This window comes from Reyranella sp. (assembly GCF_017305915.1).
Taxonomy (GTDB): Bacteria; Pseudomonadota; Alphaproteobacteria; order Reyranellales; family Reyranellaceae; genus Reyranella.
The window spans coordinates 170997-186412 of record NZ_JAFKJN010000018.1 but is presented as its reverse complement, the minus strand read 5'-3'; the positions used below and the strand labels follow the sequence as shown (position 1 = coordinate 186412).

The 15416-nt window shown below is 68.7% G+C and carries 16 protein-coding genes; 9 read left to right on the top strand and 7 right to left on the bottom strand.

Annotated elements, in window-relative coordinates; translation table 11 throughout:
* Window positions 1-34 precede the first annotated feature (34 nt).
* The 3 genes from J0J01_RS18080 to J0J01_RS18070 are packed head-to-tail and all read left to right on the top strand — an operon-like array spanning window position 35 to window position 3472.
* On the top strand, window positions 35-1324 hold the full coding sequence (locus J0J01_RS18080) for a gamma-glutamyltransferase (RefSeq protein WP_296383068.1): 1290 nt from the start codon (window positions 35-37) through the stop codon (window positions 1322-1324).
* A gap of 4 nt (window positions 1325-1328) precedes the next feature.
* Window positions 1329-2480: a pyridoxal phosphate-dependent aminotransferase gene (locus J0J01_RS18075; RefSeq protein WP_296383066.1), complete on the top strand. Its 1152-nt coding sequence runs from the start codon at window positions 1329-1331 to the stop codon at window positions 2478-2480.
* On the top strand, window positions 2477-3472 hold the full coding sequence (locus tag J0J01_RS18070; RefSeq protein ID WP_296383064.1) for a DUF3298 domain-containing protein: 996 nt from the start codon (window positions 2477-2479) through the stop codon (window positions 3470-3472). The genes J0J01_RS18075 and J0J01_RS18070 overlap by 4 nt, the downstream gene beginning before the upstream one ends.
* Here the strand turns inward: J0J01_RS18070 and J0J01_RS18065 are convergent.
* Window positions 3431-3901 (bottom strand): nuclear transport factor 2 family protein, encoded by a 471-nt coding sequence (locus tag J0J01_RS18065; protein ID WP_296383062.1) that lies wholly within the window; start codon window positions 3899-3901, stop codon window positions 3431-3433. The two genes, J0J01_RS18070 and J0J01_RS18065, sit on opposite strands and share 42 nt — an antisense overlap.
* A 77-nt stretch (window positions 3902-3978) precedes the next feature.
* Here J0J01_RS18065 and J0J01_RS18060 point away from each other — a divergent pair, with 77 nt between their 5' ends.
* Together J0J01_RS18060 and J0J01_RS18055 are read left to right on the top strand one after the other, a co-directional pair.
* A complete protein-coding gene (locus tag J0J01_RS18060; protein WP_296383060.1) occupies window positions 3979-5136 on the top strand; it encodes an acyl-CoA dehydrogenase family protein in 1158 nt (385 codons plus the stop codon).
* Between the two features lie 12 nt (window positions 5137-5148).
* Window positions 5149-6204 (top strand): acyl-CoA dehydrogenase family protein, encoded by a 1056-nt coding sequence (locus tag J0J01_RS18055; protein ID WP_296383057.1) that lies wholly within the window; start codon window positions 5149-5151, stop codon window positions 6202-6204.
* Between the two features lie 17 nt (window positions 6205-6221).
* On the opposite strand, the gene J0J01_RS18050 is transcribed toward J0J01_RS18055, so the two are convergent.
* Window positions 6222-6620 carry a hypothetical protein gene (locus J0J01_RS18050; protein WP_296383055.1) on the bottom strand — a complete coding sequence of 133 codons (399 nt, stop codon included), beginning with the start codon at window positions 6618-6620 and terminating at the stop codon, window positions 6222-6224.
* 301 nt (window positions 6621-6921) lie between these two features.
* Here J0J01_RS18050 and J0J01_RS18045 point away from each other — a divergent pair, with 301 nt between their 5' ends.
* Window positions 6922-7863 carry a 2OG-Fe(II) oxygenase family protein gene (locus J0J01_RS18045; RefSeq protein WP_296383052.1) on the top strand — a complete coding sequence of 314 codons (942 nt, stop codon included), beginning with the start codon at window positions 6922-6924 and terminating at the stop codon, window positions 7861-7863.
* Complete coding sequence (locus J0J01_RS18040; RefSeq protein ID WP_296383050.1) at window positions 7860-8567, top strand: ABC transporter ATP-binding protein; 708 nt, start codon at window positions 7860-7862, stop codon at window positions 8565-8567. Before J0J01_RS18045 ends, J0J01_RS18040 begins: the two co-directional genes overlap by 4 nt.
* A 3-nt stretch (window positions 8568-8570) precedes the next feature.
* Here the strand turns inward: J0J01_RS18040 and J0J01_RS18035 are convergent, their stop codons facing one another.
* From J0J01_RS18035 to J0J01_RS18015, 5 genes are all read right to left on the bottom strand, one after another.
* A complete protein-coding gene (locus tag J0J01_RS18035; protein WP_296383046.1) occupies window positions 8571-9293 on the bottom strand; it encodes an ABC transporter ATP-binding protein in 723 nt (240 codons plus the stop codon).
* Complete coding sequence (locus J0J01_RS18030; protein ID WP_296383044.1) at window positions 9290-10231, bottom strand: branched-chain amino acid ABC transporter permease; 942 nt, start codon at window positions 10229-10231, stop codon at window positions 9290-9292. Before J0J01_RS18030 ends, J0J01_RS18035 begins: the two co-directional genes overlap by 4 nt.
* On the bottom strand, window positions 10228-11103 hold the full coding sequence (locus tag J0J01_RS18025; RefSeq protein ID WP_296383041.1) for a branched-chain amino acid ABC transporter permease: 876 nt from the start codon (window positions 11101-11103) through the stop codon (window positions 10228-10230). Before J0J01_RS18025 ends, J0J01_RS18030 begins: the two co-directional genes overlap by 4 nt.
* A 151-nt stretch (window positions 11104-11254) precedes the next feature.
* Window positions 11255-12484, bottom strand: a complete 1230-nt coding sequence (locus J0J01_RS18020) for an amino acid ABC transporter substrate-binding protein (protein ID WP_296383038.1) — start codon at window positions 12482-12484, stop codon at window positions 11255-11257.
* 64 nt (window positions 12485-12548) lie between these two features.
* Window positions 12549-13439 (bottom strand): NAD(P)-dependent oxidoreductase, encoded by an 891-nt coding sequence (locus tag J0J01_RS18015; protein WP_296383036.1) that lies wholly within the window; start codon window positions 13437-13439, stop codon window positions 12549-12551.
* A gap of 51 nt (window positions 13440-13490) precedes the next feature.
* Between J0J01_RS18015 and J0J01_RS18010 the strand changes: the two genes are divergently transcribed.
* Window positions 13491-14273, top strand: a complete 783-nt coding sequence (locus J0J01_RS18010) for an SDR family NAD(P)-dependent oxidoreductase (protein ID WP_296383034.1) — start codon at window positions 13491-13493, stop codon at window positions 14271-14273.
* A 34-nt stretch (window positions 14274-14307) separates the two neighbouring features.
* Complete coding sequence (gene dctP / locus J0J01_RS18005) at window positions 14308-15399, top strand: TRAP transporter substrate-binding protein DctP (protein WP_296383032.1); 1092 nt, start codon at window positions 14308-14310, stop codon at window positions 15397-15399.
* Window positions 15400-15416: the final 17 nt, after the last annotated feature.

Genomic DNA, 15416 nt, shown 5'->3' with positions numbered 1-15416 from the left:
ATTGCGCAGGGTGGCGCTGTTTTCCGCCTTAATATTGACGGGTTGTAGCGGCGGTGGTGAGCCTGAGCGCGAGAATCTGGCCAATCCGACCGGTGTTGCCACCAATCGCGCGCCGCTCAGCGCGATCTTTCGCGGCACCAAGTTCGCCGGCGTCGCCGCCGACGAAAGCCGCGCCGCCGAGGTCGGTCGCGACGTCCTGATCGGCGGCGGCAACGCCACCGATGCCGCAGTTGCCATGTACTTTGCTATGGCGGTCACGCTGCCGTCGGCGGCCAGCCTGGGGGCGTCGGGTGTCTGCATTGCCCATAACGCAAAGACGCACGCCGGGGAGGCCTTCGTCTTCGCCCCCGTGGCGGCTCCGGGCGGCGTGCGCGGCACCCAGATCACGGTGCCGAGCGGCGTGCGGGCGGTCACCCTGATGCATGCCCGCCATGGCTCGGCGCCGTGGCAGGCGGTGGTGGCGCCGGGCGAGCGGCTGGCGCGGCTGGGTGTGCCGGTATCGCGCGCGCTGTCGCGCGATCTGCAGGCCGGTGCGGCGGTGCTGGGCGCCGACAGCGAGGCGCGCCGTATCTTCGGCCGCGGCACCGGCACGGCGGTGACCGAGGGCGACAATTTCATCCAGACCGATCTCGCCGCCACTCTGGGCATCATCCGCCAGCGCGGCGGCGGCGATTTCTTCGGCGGCAGCCTGGGGCGCGTGATCGCCGACCAGGTCGCGCAGATCGGCGGCAACATGCCGCTCGAGAGCCTGCGCAATGCCGTGCCGCAAGCCGGCCCGCCGGCCGGTGAAAGCTACGGCGGCTTCAAGGTCTATGTCGCGCCGGCACCGATGGCGGGCGCGCAGGTGCTGGCCGGATGGCGGGGCGAGGCGGGGCCGAGCGGCACGGTGCCGACCGATTCGGGCGGTATCGCAGGCTTCGCCGCGATCGACACCGCGGGCGGCGCGGCGGCCTGCAGCCTGTCGATGGGCCAGCTGTTCGGCGCGCGCGTGATGGTGCCCAATACGGGCATCCTGCTCGGCACGCCGACCGCCGACAGCACGGCGGTGAGCCCGCTGGTGATCGGCAATCCGGGCAACGGCGAGGCGCTTTTCGCCGGCGCGGGCGGCGGCTCGCCGTCGGCCGCCTATGCCACGGGCTACATCGCCCGCGGCACGGTGCGCGACAAGCAGTACGTGGGGGCGGCGCTGCAGGCGCATGCCGGCCGCGGCGGCTGGGTCAATGCCATCGCCTGTCCCGACGGCGTGCGCGGCGGTGGCTCGAGCTGCAACAGCGGCAACGATCCTGCCGGCGGCGGGCTCGCACTGAACGCGACGCTGCGCTGATCCGATGTCGCGTCCGCTCTCGCGCCGCTCGGGCGCGGTCGATCCCTTCATCGTCATGGACGTCATGGCGGCCGCTGCCGAGAAGGAGGCCGCCGGCGACACCGTGATCCATCTCGAGGTCGGCCAGCCCAGCACGCCCGCACCCAAGGGCGCGCTGGCGGCCGCGCACGCCGCCCTCGACACCGACCGCATCGGCTATGTCGCGGCGCTCGGCATCCCCGCCTTGCGCGAGCGCATCGCGCGACACTATCGCGAAGCCTATCGGGTCGAGGTGTCGCCCGAGCGTGTGGTCGTCACCACCGGCTCGTCCGGCGGCTTCCCGCTGGCGTTCCTGGCGAGCTTCGATGCCGGCGACCGCATCGCGCTGGCGGCGCCGGGCTACCCGGCCTATCGCAACATCCTGGCGGCGCTCGACCTCGAGGCGATCGATCTGCCGACCTCCGCCGCCGACCGCTTCCAGCCGACGGTCGCGGCGCTAGAGAAAGCAGGGCCGATCGCCGGCCTGATCGTGGCGAGCCCCTCCAATCCGACCGGCACGATGGTGACGCGCAGCGAGCTCAAGACGCTCGCCGACTGGTGCCATGCGCACGGCGTGCGGCTGATCTCCGACGAGATCTATCACGGCATCGTGTACGAAGGTGAGGCTGCATCGGCAGTCGAGGTCTCCGACCACGTCATCGTGGTCAACAGCTTCTCGAAGTACTTCTCGATGACCGGCTGGCGGGTCGGCTGGCTGGTGGTGCCGCCCGATCTGGTGCGGCCGATCGAGCGGCTGACCCAGAACTTCTTCATCTCGGTGCCGACGCTCAGCCAGCATGCCGCGGTCGCCGCCTTCGACTGCCGCGACGAGCTCGATGGCCATGTCCGCCGCTACAAGACCAACCGCGACCTGCTGATGGCCGGCTTGCCGTCGGCGGGGCTCGACCGGCTCACGCCGGCGCAGGGCGCTTTCTATATCTATGCCGATGTCTCGCACCTCACCAACGACAGCCGCGACTTCTGCAAGCGCATGCTGGCCGAGGCGGGCGTGGCGACCACACCGGGCGTCGACTTCGATCGCGCCCGCGGCGCCGGCACGCTGCGCATCTCCTTTGCCGGCTCGACCGCCGAGATGGAGGAAGCGGTGCGCCGGCTGAGGCAGTGGCGGCGCGGATGACGCTGCGGCTCGCCCTCGTTCTGGCGCTGCTCGCGCCGGGCATTGCCGTCGCGCAGCCGAGCTTCGACTGCGCCAAGGCCTCGACTCCCGTCGAGCGCGCGATTTGCGGCGATGCCAGGCTCGCGGCCGTCGATCGCGAGCTCGCCAGCGTCTACGGTGCCCTGCTCGGCAAGCTGTCGGGGCCGGCCAAGGAGCATCTGACCAACGACGAGCTGCGCTGGCTCTCCAATCGCGGCAAGAGCTGCACCGCGGAGCTGGCCTGGTGTCTCGGCAACCGTTACCGCCTGCGCCTCGCGACATTGAAGGCGGCGGGAGAGGGCGAGTACCCCTCCATCAGCGAGCAGGCGCTGCAGCAGACCGGCAAGGTCAAGGCGATCGCCTACGAGATCGACGCGCGCTATCCGCAGTTCGACGGCAGCGGCGACTTCCGAGACCTCAACAAGTACTTCGCCAAGACTGCGCGCAACGGCGCGAAGGATGCGATCCCGGCCGCCGATGTGTACGATCCGCGCGAGCAGACCTGGACCTACGACCAGAGCTTCGCGCTCTACCGGCCCGGGCCGAACGCGGTGGCCGTCGAGGTCACGTCCTACATCTTCACCGGCGGCGCGCACGGCTCGACCAACGTGAGCGCCACGCTGGTCGACTTGCGCGGCGGCAGCAGTGTCGAGCCGGCGGAGGTCTTCAAGGAGGGCGCACCGTGGGAGCGCAGCCTGACCGACATGGCGCGCGCCGACCTCAAGAAGCAGTTCATCGAGCGGCCGGGCTTCGACGACGCGCTGCAACCCGACAAGTTCGACAAGATGCTGAAGGAATCGGACCGCTACCTGTTCAAGGCCGACGCGCTCGAGCTGATCTTCAACCAGTACGAGGTCGGGCCCTACGCGGCCGGCATCTACAGGGTGACGATCCCATACGCGCGGCTCGCCAACCTGCTGCGGCCCGACGGCCTAGTGCAGCTTGCGCCGGTCGGGGAGGGGCGTCGCCGCTGACGCAGTCTGTCGCCGCTCGACCACCGGCACGGGGCCGGAATGATGGCCGACCATGTGCCAGCCGTCGCTCAGGCGGACGAAGGTGTTGGTCGCCATCAGTTGGCCGTTGGCCAGGATCTCGCGGCAGACCACGATGGCGAGGCCGCCCCGGCCGACCACCCATTCGTCGGTACAGCGCACCCGCGGCGCCTCGGGATGGCCGAGGATGCCCCGCCAACTGCTCAGGATGTCGGCGCGCTCGTGCAGGGGGCCCTGGCCGGGATGCAGGCAGACCATGGCGCCGGTCGGCGCCCAGATCTGCTCCATGGCCTCATAGTCGCGGTCGTTGAAGGCGCGGTAGAAGGCGCGATTGGCCGCCAGCACGGCGTCCCTTTCGTCGTCGTCGAATTCCGCTATCGGCGGCGGCAGGCGAGGCGGACGGCGCGGCATTCGACCCTCGAAACTCCTCTGTTGCGTGGTCTAGGATTAGCCGACACAGAGGAAGCATCCAACCGCCGAGAAGGCCAATGTCGATCCCCAAGCTCGAATTCCCGCCGTTCCATCTGCCGCCGGAAGCCGAGGCGCTCCGCGGCGAGGTCCGCGAATTCCTGAACGAGACACTGCCCAAGGTGAAGTCTGAGGACCGCTTCGCGAGCTGGAACACGTTCTCTCCGCAGTTCTCGCGCGAGCTCGGCAAGAAGGGCTGGATCGGCATCACCTGGCCCAGGAAGTACGGCGGCTCGGAGAAGAGCTTCCTCGAGCGCTACGTCGTCACCGAGGAGCTGCTGGGCAACAGCGCGCCGGCTGGCGCGCACTGGGTCGCCGACCGCCAGTCGGGTCCGCTGTTGCTGCGCTTCGGCAGCGAGGAGCAGCGCGAGGCGATCCTGCCGAAGATCACCAGGGGCGAGTGCTACTTCTCGATCGGCATGAGCGAGCCCGATTCGGGCTCCGACCTGGCGTCGGTGCGCACGCGCGCCGAGCCGGTGCCGGGCGGATTCCGGGTCAACGGCACCAAGGTCTGGACCTCGGGCGCGCATCGCAACCACTACTGCATCGCGTTGGTGCGGACCTCGGGCCAGCACGGCGACCGCCACAAGGGCCTGAGCCAGCTGCTGGTCGATCTCAAGACGCCGAACATCACGATCCGGCCGATCATCAATCTCGCCGGCCGGCACGACTGGAACGAGGTCACGTTCAGCGACGCCTTCATTCCCGAGAGCTGCCTGATCGGCAACGAGGGCGACGGCTGGCTGCAGGTGACCAGCGAGCTCGCCTTCGAGCGCTCTGGCCCCGAGCGCTTCATGCAGAACTACTACGTGCTGCGCGAGCTGGTGCGCGTGCTCGGCCGCCAGCCGGCCAAGCGTGCGGCCTCGATCCTGGGCCGCCTGATCGCCCGGCTGTGGACGCTGCGGCAGATGTCGGTCGCGGTGGCCGGCATGATGCAGGGTGGCAAGTCGCCGGTGATCGAGGCCTCGTTGGTCAAGGACCTCGGCACGATCTACCAGCAGGACCTGCCGGAGATCGCGCGCGTGCTCGCCGAGAGCGACGCGACCACCGAGGAAGACATGGCCGATTTCCTCGATACCGCTCAGTACGCCACCATGATGGCGCCGAGCTACACCATCCAAGGCGGCACCACCCAGGTCCTGCGCGGCATCGTCGCCCGCGGCCTCGGTCTGCGCTGAAGGGAGACCACGATGGACCGCGAAACCCGCGACATGCTGCTGGAAACCGCCGATCGCTTCTTCACCGAGCGGGCCGGCAAGGACATCGTCAACGGCGTCGAGAAGGGCGTGTGGCCGAAGGATCTCTGGAAGGAGATCGAGGAGATGGGCCTGCCGCTGATCGCCGTGCCCGAGGACAAGGGCGGCGCGGGCGGCACGCTCGGCGACATGCTGGCGGTGATGCGGCTCGCCGGCTCGCACGCCGTGCCGGTGCCGCTCGCCGAGACCGCGCTCGCCAACCTGCTGGTCGCGGCGGCCGACGGCGTGCCGGCGACCGGGCCGAGCACGCTCGCCCTGGGCGACGTCGTGTTCGAGGGCAATCGTCTCAGCGGCAAGGTCGACCGCGTGCCGTTCGCCGCGGTGGCCGAGCATTTCGTGACCATCGCCAACGCCGCCGGCCGGCCGATGGTCGCCGTGGTGTCGGCCTCCGACGCCAGCGTCAACGAGGTGGCGAGCCATGCCGGCGAGCCCTATGGAACGGTGACCTTCGACAACCCGCCGTGCGAGTTCGCCGAGATCTCGCCGGTCAGCGTCGAGCGCGCCGTCGAGCTGGCGGCGCTGATGCGCGCCATGCAGATGGCGGGCGCGGCCGACAAGGTGCTGGCCACCGCGGTCGAGTACTCCAAGCAGCGCGTCCAGTTCGGCCGGCCGATCTCGACGTTCCAGGCGATCCAGCAGATGCTGGCAGAGCTCGCGAGCTTCGTCGCCGCGACCATCGCCACGGCCGAGGCGGCGGCGCGCGATGCCGACGAGGGCGGGCTGGCCGACGGCGGCCGCTTCTCGATCGCTGCGGCCAAGAGCCAGACCTCGGAGTTCGCCCAGCGCATCGCCGGCATCGCGCACCAGTCGATGGGGGCCATGGGCTTCACCCACGAGCACATCCTGCACCACTACACGCGCCGCCTCTGGGTGTGGCGCCGCGACTTCGGCAGCGAGACCTTCTGGGGCGAGAAGATCGGCACTGCCTTCGCCAAGGCGGGCCCGCAGGCGCTGTGGCCGTCGCTGACCGCGAGCAGGTACGCGAGCTAGACGGGGTGCCGCCGGCCTCAGCGTCCCTTCAGCCGGCTGGCGTAGGACAGGCAGGCGCCATTGTTGCCTTCGTAGTCGACGCTCTGGATGATGCCGTTCCTGGCGTCCGCCACGGCGCGGATGGTGCAGGCGAGGTTTGACGTCCTCGGCACGTAGGAGGTGGAGGTCGTCGTCACCGGCACCATGCCGACGTAGCCGATACCCGTCGTGCTGACCGGCGTCATCGACGTGTAGGTCATGTCGCTGCGCCAGGTGTAGACCGTGCGCCCCATGATGGTCTGCTCGGCGTTGGGGAAGCCCAACTGGGCCACCAGGCTGTCGATCGGCGCGCCGACGAACTTCGGCAGCTCCTCATCGAAAGTGCCGAAGGCACATCCACCGGCCAACAGCGCGATCAGCATCGTCATCATCTTCATGGACGGATCCCGCTCTCCTTCAACCGCGTGCAGCGTATAGGAGAAAAATAATATAGAACAGCAACCTTGGGTTACAATTCGCCTTGGCGTACCACCACCGCGACGATGCGGCGCCAGGCGCGGGCTGCGAGGCTCTTCGGCGCGCCGGTCGGCCGACTGATCGTTGATCCCGGCGACGCGCACACGGCGGAGATGATGGCGAGTCCGCGGTGCGGCCATCCGTCAGGTCGGTGTTCCTGCCCGATCTCGACGAAATCGATTGGCCTTGGCATCGCCTTTGCGTGCTGACACATAGTCAGGCATGGGCAGCGACAGTCTTCCGATCATCGATTTCGCCGGCGCGAGCGACGAGCAGCTGGCGCGCCAGCTCGACCAGGCGTTCACCGATATCGGCTTCTGCTACTTCAGGAGCATCGGCGTCCAGCAGGCGCTGGTCGACGACGTGTTCGAGGCGTCGCGGCGTTTCCACGCGCAGTCGCGCGCGGCGAAGGATGCGATCGCGATGAACGGCTTCCATCGCGGCTACATGGCGCCCAAGACGTCGATCATCCAGACCTCGTCGGTCGCCAGGGTCACCAAGCCGAACGACTCCGAGTCGTTCATGTGGATGCACGAGGTGCCGGAGAGCGATCCGCGCTTCGGCCGGCCGCTGGACGGCCCGAACCTGTGGCCCGACCTGCCGGGCTTCCGCGAGCCGGTCGAAGCCTACGAGCAGGCAATGCAGGATTTCTGCCGGCGCCTGTTGCGGCCGCTGGCGCTGGCCCTCGGCCTGCCGCGCGACTGGTTCGTGCCGTACTTCGGTCAGCCGACGCTCTTCCTGCGCCTGCTGCACTATCCGCCGCATGCCGTCGACGCCGCGGACGACGCCTTCGGTTCGGCGCCGCATACCGACTACGGTTTCATCACGATCCTCTGCCAGGACGCGCAAGGCGGCCTCGAGGTGCGGCGCAAGGACGGCACGTGGCTCGCTGCGCCGCCGCTCGGCGGCACCTGGGTGGTCAATGTCGCCGACATGCTGTCGCGCTGGACCAACGGCCGCTGGCAGTCGACGCCGCACCGGGTGAAGAACCTGTCGGGCGGCGACCGCTACTCCTGCCCGTACTTCTTCGACATGTCGATGGACAGCCTCGTCGAGGGCCTGCCGACCTGCGGCGCGCCGAAGCATCCGCCGGTGCGCTACGGCGACTACCTGCTCGAGCGGCTGGACAAGAACTACGCCTATCGCCGGCAGCCCGCGGCATGAGCGCGCTCGAAGTCTCGGGCCTGGCCTTCGCCTACGACGGCGCGCTGGCGGTGCGCGACGTGTCGCTCGCCGTGCAGCCGGGCGAGATCGTGGCGCTGCTCGGCGCCAACGGCGCCGGCAAGTCGACCACCGTGCGCATGATCGCGGGCGTGCTCAATCCGCAGAAGGGCGCCATCCGCTTCGGCGGACAGGCGATGACCGGCGTGCCCAGCCATCACGTCGTGCGGCGCGGCATCACCCTGGTGCCGGAGGGCCGGCTGGTCTTCCCGCAGATGACGGTGATGGAGAACCTGCAGCTCGGCGCGCACGTCAAGCAGCGCGGCGAGGTCGGGGCGCTGGTCGAGCAGGCCTTCACGCTGTTCCCACGCCTCGCCGAGCGGCGCAGCCAGCTTGCCGGCTCGATGAGCGGCGGCGAGCAGCAGATGCTGGCGATCGCGCGCGGCCTGATGGCCGAGCCCAAGCTGATCATCCTCGACGAGCCGTCGCTCGGCCTGATGCCGATCGTGACGCAGGAGGTCTTCAGGCTGATCGAGGCGGTGAACAAGCGCGGCATCAGCGTGCTGCTGGTCGAGCAGAACCTGCACCAGGCGCTGCGCATCGCCCATCGCGGCTACGTGCTGGAAAAGGGCTCGGTGGTGCTGGCCGGCACCGGCGAGGAGCTGCTGGCCAACGACTACGTGCGCAAGGCCTTCCTCGGCCACTGAGACTCAGGCGGCGTCGGGCGTCCCGAGATAGGCCGCGATCACCTTGGGATCGTTGGCGACGGCCTGCGGCGGGCCGTCGCCGATCAGGCGGCCGGCATCGAGCACCAGCAGCCGGTCAGAGACCTCCATCACCGACGGCATGTCGTGCTCGACCAGCACGACGGTGACGCCGTTCTTCCGCACCTGGCGCAGCACGTCGATCATCGCCGCGGTCTCGGTCGGGTTGAGGCCAGCGCACGGCTCGTCAGCCAGCAGCAGGTCGGCGCGTGTGGCGATGGCGCGGGCGACCTCGAGATGCCGTAGCTGGCCGACGGTCAGCGCCGCGGCCGGCTGCTCGGCGAGATGGGCGATCGAGGCGAGCTCCATCGCGCGGCGGGTCGTGACGGCGACGTCGCGGGCGCCGGCCTTGCCGAACAGCGCGCCGATGCGGACATTCTCGAAGACGCTGAGATCGCGGAAGGGACGGGCGATCTGGAAGGCGCGCGCCACCCCGAGCTCGGCGATGCGGTTGGTCGGCAGTCCGGTGATGCGCTTTTCCTTGAAGCGGATCTCGCCCGCGGTGGGCGGCAGGTAGCCGGTGATGAGGTTGAACATCGTCGACTTGCCGGCGCCGTTGGGGCCGATGATGCTGGTGATCGAGCCCTCGGCGATGGCGAACGAGACGTCGCTGATCGCCGCCAGGCCGCGGAAGTTCTTCGACACGCCGCGGACCTCGAGCACGCTCATGCGGTCTTCCGCCGTTTGAGCAGGCCGCTGACGCCGCCCGGCGCCGCCAGGATCAGCAGCACCAGCAGCAGCCCGGTCGCGAACAGGTGGAAGTCGAGCAGGCGGCCCAGGATCACCTGGGTGATGAAGACCAGCAGAAAGGCGCCGATCACCGGCCCGAACAGCGTGCCCATGCCGCCGAGCAGCGAATAGACGATCAGGCTGAGATTGGTGTCGTCGCGATAGACCGAGTCGGTGGTGATGTAGCCCAGCGAATGGGCGTAGATCACGCCCATCAGGCCGGTCAGCACGGCCGAGATCACGAAGGCGGTGCGCTTGTAGCGCTCGGTCGGCACGCCCAGCATGCGGGCGGTGTCCTCGTCCTCGCGGATGCTGAGCAGGCCGGCGCCGAAGCGGCTGCGCTTGATCTGCCAGGCGGTCAGCAGGATCAGCAGCGCGCCGGCGAGATAGAGCTCGTAGAAGAAGTTCGCAGGATCCATGCCGGCGGGCGCGATCGGCGGAAAGTTGAGACCCATCGAGCCCTGGAAGAAGTCGATGTTGTTGGTGACCTCGGCGCAGACATGGCTGACGCCCAGCATGGCGATGGCGAAGAAGGTGCCGCGCAGCCGCAGGATCGGATAGGCGATCAGCGCCGACAGGATGGCGCACGCCGCCGCCGCTGCCAGCAGGCCGACCGGCAGGAGCAGGGCGGTCGGCAGGGTGGAGAATTGGTTCTCGACCAGTCCGGCGATGAAGGCGCCGACGCCGATGAAAGCGGCGTGGCCGAAGCTCGCATAGCCCGCGAAGCCGCCGAGGATTCCCCAGGCGAGCCCCAGGCCCGCCGAGTAGAGCATGAGCTGGCCGACGCGGACGTAGAACGGCGGCAGGACCATTGGTCCGGCCGCGAGCAGGACGGCGGCGGCGATGACCAGCGCGATGAGGGCAGGGGTGCGGTTCATCGCGAGGCCGAGAAGGCGTTGCCGAGCAGGCCCTGCGGCCGGATCAGCAGCAGGATCACCAGCAGCAGGAACATCGTCACGTTGGGGAAGGCGGGGCCGACATACTGGGCGGTGAGGGTGCTCACCAGCCCGAGCAGCAGGCCGCCGATCAGCGCGCCGGCGGGACTGCCGACGCCGCCCAGCACGACGACGACGAAAGCGTTCAGGGTCCAGGTGCCTTCGTCGTTGGGCGAGAAGGGCAGGATGATGCCGATCACGATACCCGCGGCGCCGGCGAAGGCGGCCGAGACGGCGAAGGTCAGCGCATAGACGTGGCGGACGTTCACGCCGCAGAGCCGTGCTGCCAGGGTCTGCTGCGCGGTGGCGCGGATCACGCGGCCCATCGGCGAATAGCGCAGGAAGGCGGCGAGCAGCGACAGCAGCACGAGGCTGGCGATCAAGGCGCTGACGCGCACGGCGTCGAAATTCACCGGGCCGAGCTTGAAGGAGGCGAAGGCGTAGCTCGGCGTGATGCTCTTCATGTCGGGCGAGAACAGCCAGATCATGGCGTTCTGCAGCATCAGCGCCACGCCGAAGGTGAGCAGCATGGAATTGATCGAGGCGCGATCGACCGCGTGCTGGATCAGGTAGCGCTGGTAGCAGTAGCCGACGCAGAACAGCACCGCCATCACCGCCGGCAGGCAGAGCAGCGGATCGATGTGCAGCGCCTCGGAGAAGATCAGCGCCAGGTAGGCGCCCATCAGCACCAGGATGCCGTGGCTGAGGTTGATCACGTGCAGCACGCCGAAGATCAGCGAGAAGCCGACGGCGGCGAGCGCGTAGATTCCCCCCAGCACCAGGCCGTCGGCCAGGGTCTGCGCAATCAGGCCCATGTCGGCCCGCCCTCCCCATTCTGATGGGGAGGTGTCGCAGTAATCTGCGATGGAGGGGCCATAGGCCGCAGTCGTGCTGCCGCCTCTGACCCCTCCGTCAGCGTACGACGCTGATTCCTCCCCCGATGACGGGGGAGGAATGCCTTGTGCCTCACGCCTTTTTGTCCCAGGTCGGTGCAGGATAGACCGGTGCGGCCGACTTGGCGGCCTCGGGGAAGACCGTCTCGAGCTTGCTCTTCTGTACCTGGCCGATCATGCCGCCGAGCGCGAGCGGATCGCCGTCGCCCTCGGGCGAGAACTTGATGCGGGCATAGAAGGTCTCGAAGTCGGCCGCGGCCAGCGCATCGCGCACCGGCTCGGGCTTGAGGCTCTTCGCCGCCTGCATCGCCAGGATGTAGGTCTCGATGCAGGCCGCGGCGCCGGCGACGTGATAGGCGATCGGCCGCGTGTACTTGCTGCGGTAGTAGGCGGCGAACTTCTTCGAATCGCCGAAGAACTTGTCCTTGTAGGGCACGTTCTCGTCCCAGTAGGTCGAGCACAGGATCGCCTCGGAATACTTGCCCAGCGCCTCGCGGTAGGAGCCGAGCTGGGGCCCGAGGCCCTGGAACAGCAGCTTCACGTTGGTGTTGGTCGCCACCATCTGGCGGGCGATCAGCAGCGAATCCTGGTCGTGCACGACGCAGACCAGCAGGTCCGGCGTCTTGGCGCGCACCGAGGCGAGCACGCTCGACACGTCGGTCACCTTGGCTGGCAGCTCGAACTGGTCGAGCCGCTTGAAGCCCTGGGCGTCGCACGAGAGCTTCACGCCCTCGGCCGCGGTCTTGGAGAACGCGTCGTTGTTGTAGATCACCGAATAGGTCTGCGGCGTCGGCTGCAGCGTCTTGAACAGCGCCGCGGCCGAGGCGAACTGCCGGGTCGCGCGCGGATACATGCCGAACACGTACTTGTAGCCGCGGGTGAAGATCGCGTCCGACCCGCCGCCGGTCTGCACCATCGGCTTCTTGGCGCGCTCGGTGATCGCCGCGGTCGGCAGCACGATGTTGGAGCCGAACGAGCCCAGGAAGAACTCAGTGCCCTCGTCGATCTGGCGCTGCAGCAGGGTGGTGGCGCGCGCCGGATCCGACGCGTCGTCGAACAGCTTGAGCTCGATCTTGTACTTGTCGCCGGCGATCTCGACGCCGCCCAGCACCTCGTTGATGTAGGTCGCCGCGGTGACGTAGCCGTTGTTGACGTTGAGGCCGGTCTCCGCCGCCGCGCCGGTCAGCGGCACCGAGCCGCCGATCACCAGCGGCTTCAGGGTCTGGGCGTTCGCTCCGCGAATCGCGGGGGCGGCGAGCGCGACGGCTCCCAGGCCAGCGGTCAGAACCTCACGACGCTTCATCTTGCTGCTCCGTTGCTGGGCGCGATGCTCCCAGATGCCTATCGCCGGTGCAAGATGCATGCCCTCATCCGCGGAATTCGACGCCCGCCCAGTCCTCGAGCAGCTTGGCGATGTGGGTGAAGTCGGAGTCGGCGCCGAACGTCGCCCGCGTGATCGCCAGCATCTCGCGCACCGCGCCGCCGACCACCATCGGCACGCCCATCGCCTCGGCTTCCTCGATGCAGAGCCGCACGTCCTTGTAGGAAAGGCCTGTTGTGAAGCCGAAATCAAAAGTGCGAGGCAGGATAGAGCGCGGGAACTTGTCCTGCGTGGCGCTGTTGCGGCCCGACGAGGCGTTGATGATGTCGAGCAGCACCTTGGGATCGAGCCCGGCCTTCACGCCCATCGCCAGCGCCTCGGAGGTCGCGACCATCGCGGTGGCGGCCAGCAGGTTGTTGGCGAGCTTGGCGCTTTGCGCGAGGCCCGGCTTCTCGCCGGTGAAGAAGATCTTGCCGAAGGTCTTCAGCACCGGCTCGATCTCGCCGAACGCCGGCTTGGGGCAGGACACCATGACCGCGAGCGTGCCGGCCTTGGCGCCAGTGACGCCGCCGCTCACCGGCGCGTCGACCCAGCCGATGCGCTTCTCGGCGAGCTGGCCTGCCACCTCGTTGGCGACTCCGGGACCGGTGGTCGAGAGATCGACCAGCATGCGGATCCTGGTGCCGTTGATGATGCCGGCATTGCCGCCCAGCGCCACGCTGCGCACGATGTCCGGCGTCGGCAGGCTGACCAGCACGATCTCGGCCTGCGACGCGACCTCGGCCGGCGAGCCTGCGATCGTGGCGCCGCGCGCCGCGAACGGCTTGGTCACCTCGGCCGAGACGTCGTAGATGCAGAGCTGGTGTCCCGCATCGAGCAGGCGTGAGGCCATCGGCCCGCCCATGCGTCCCACGCCGATGAATCCCAGCACCGCCATTGTCTCCTCCACGCGATCGATTGGCTGCTAAGCTATCACCCGGGAGGAACCATGCTCACAGGCAAATCGGCGCTCATCACCGGCTCGACGCAAGGCATCGGGCTTGCCATCGCCACGCGGCTCGCGGCGCAGGGCTGCAACGTCATGCTGAATGGGCTGGGCCACCCCGACGAGATCGAGGCCAACCGCAAGCGCGTGGAGCAGGCAGGCAACGTGCGGGCGCTGTTCGACCCGGCCGATCTCGCCGATGCCGGCCAGGTCGCCCGACTGGTCGAGCGCACGATCGCTGCGTTCGGCGGCATCGACATCCTGGTGAACAACGCGGTCGTCCGCTATTTCGCGCCGATCGAGCAGTTCAAGCCCGAGGACTGGGACCACGCGCTGGCGGTCAACCTGTCGTCGGCCTTCCACACCACGCGGCTGGCGCTGCCCGGCATGCGCCAGCGCGACTTCGGCCGCATCGTCAACATGGCGTCGATCTACGGCCTGCGCGCCGTCGTGAACCGCGTCGATTACGTGACGACCAAGACGGCGATGATCGGCTTCACTCGCGCCGTGGCACTGGAGACCGCTAAGCAGAACATCACCTGCAACGCGATCTGCCCTGGCGCGTCGCCGACGCCGTCGATCGAGCAGCGCTTCGAGGCGTTCATGGCCAAGGAGAAGCTGCCGCGCGCCGAGGCGGAAAAGCTTTTCATGGGCTCGCGCCAGCCGTCGGGCCGCTTCGTCGCCGCCGACCGCATCGGCGGGCTCGTCGCTTTCCTGTGCGGGCCCGACGGCGCCGACATCACCGGCGCGGCCATTTCCATCGACGGCGGTTGGAGCACGTCGTAGTCTTTCTCCAACGAGTTTGGAGGGAGAAACGCACATGACCGTATCACGCCGCAAATTCCTGCCCGCGGCCGCCACGGCGGTGGCGGCGAGCGCGCTCGCCGCGCCGGCGATCGCGCAGGAAGCGCCGCACATCAAGTGGCGCCTGACGGCGAGCTATCCGAAGAGCCTCGACACGCTGTTCGGGGCGGTGAACACCATCACCCGTGTGACCAGCGAGCTGACCGACGGCAAGCTCGAGCTGCAGCCGTTCGCGGCGGGCGAGATCGTGCCCGGCCTGCAGGTGCTCGACGCGGTGTCGAACGGCACGGTCGAGGCCGGCTTCACCTACATGGGCTACTACATCGGCAAGGCACCGGCGGCGATCTTCGACGCCTCGCTGCCGTTCGGCCTGACGCCGCGCATGCACGCCGCCTGGCTGAGCTACGGCGGCGGCCGCGCGCTGATGGACGAGCTCTACGACCAGTTCGGCGTGGTCGCGATCACCGCCGGCAACACCGGCGGCCAGATGTTCGGCTGGTTCCGCAAGGAGCTGAAGACGCCCAAGGACTTCGAGGGCCTGAAGATGCGCACCGCCGGTTTCGGCGGCAAGGTGATGGCCAAGCTCGGCGCGGTGCCGCAGCAGATCGCCGGCGGCGACATCTACCCGGCGCTCGAGCGCGGCACGATCGACGCCTGCGAATGGGTCGGCCCGTACGACGACGAGAAGCTCGGCTTCAACAAGGTCGCCAAGTACTACTACACGCCGGGCGTGATGGAGCTCGAGGCGACCAACCAGTTGATGATCGGCAAGAAGGCCTGGGCGACCCTGCCGCCGCGCTACCAGTCGGCGCTGCGGGCGGCCGGCGCCATCGCCAACCAGGACATGATGGCGTCCTACGACGCCAAGAATGCCGAGGCGATCGCCAAGCTGGTCGCCGCCGGCACTCAACTTTCCGTGTTGCCGGACGAGATCGTCAAGGCGCTGCGTGTCGCGCTGGAGAAGGTGCTCGACGAGGAGGCGGCCAACGACGCCCAGTTCAAGAAGATCCTCACGAACTGGCGCGCGTTTCGGGCGAATCAGCATCGCTGGTTCTCGATCGCCGATACACGGGCTGAACTCGCCGTCTTCCGCTCGGCGCCGGCCTAGCGGCCGGCTGGTCCACC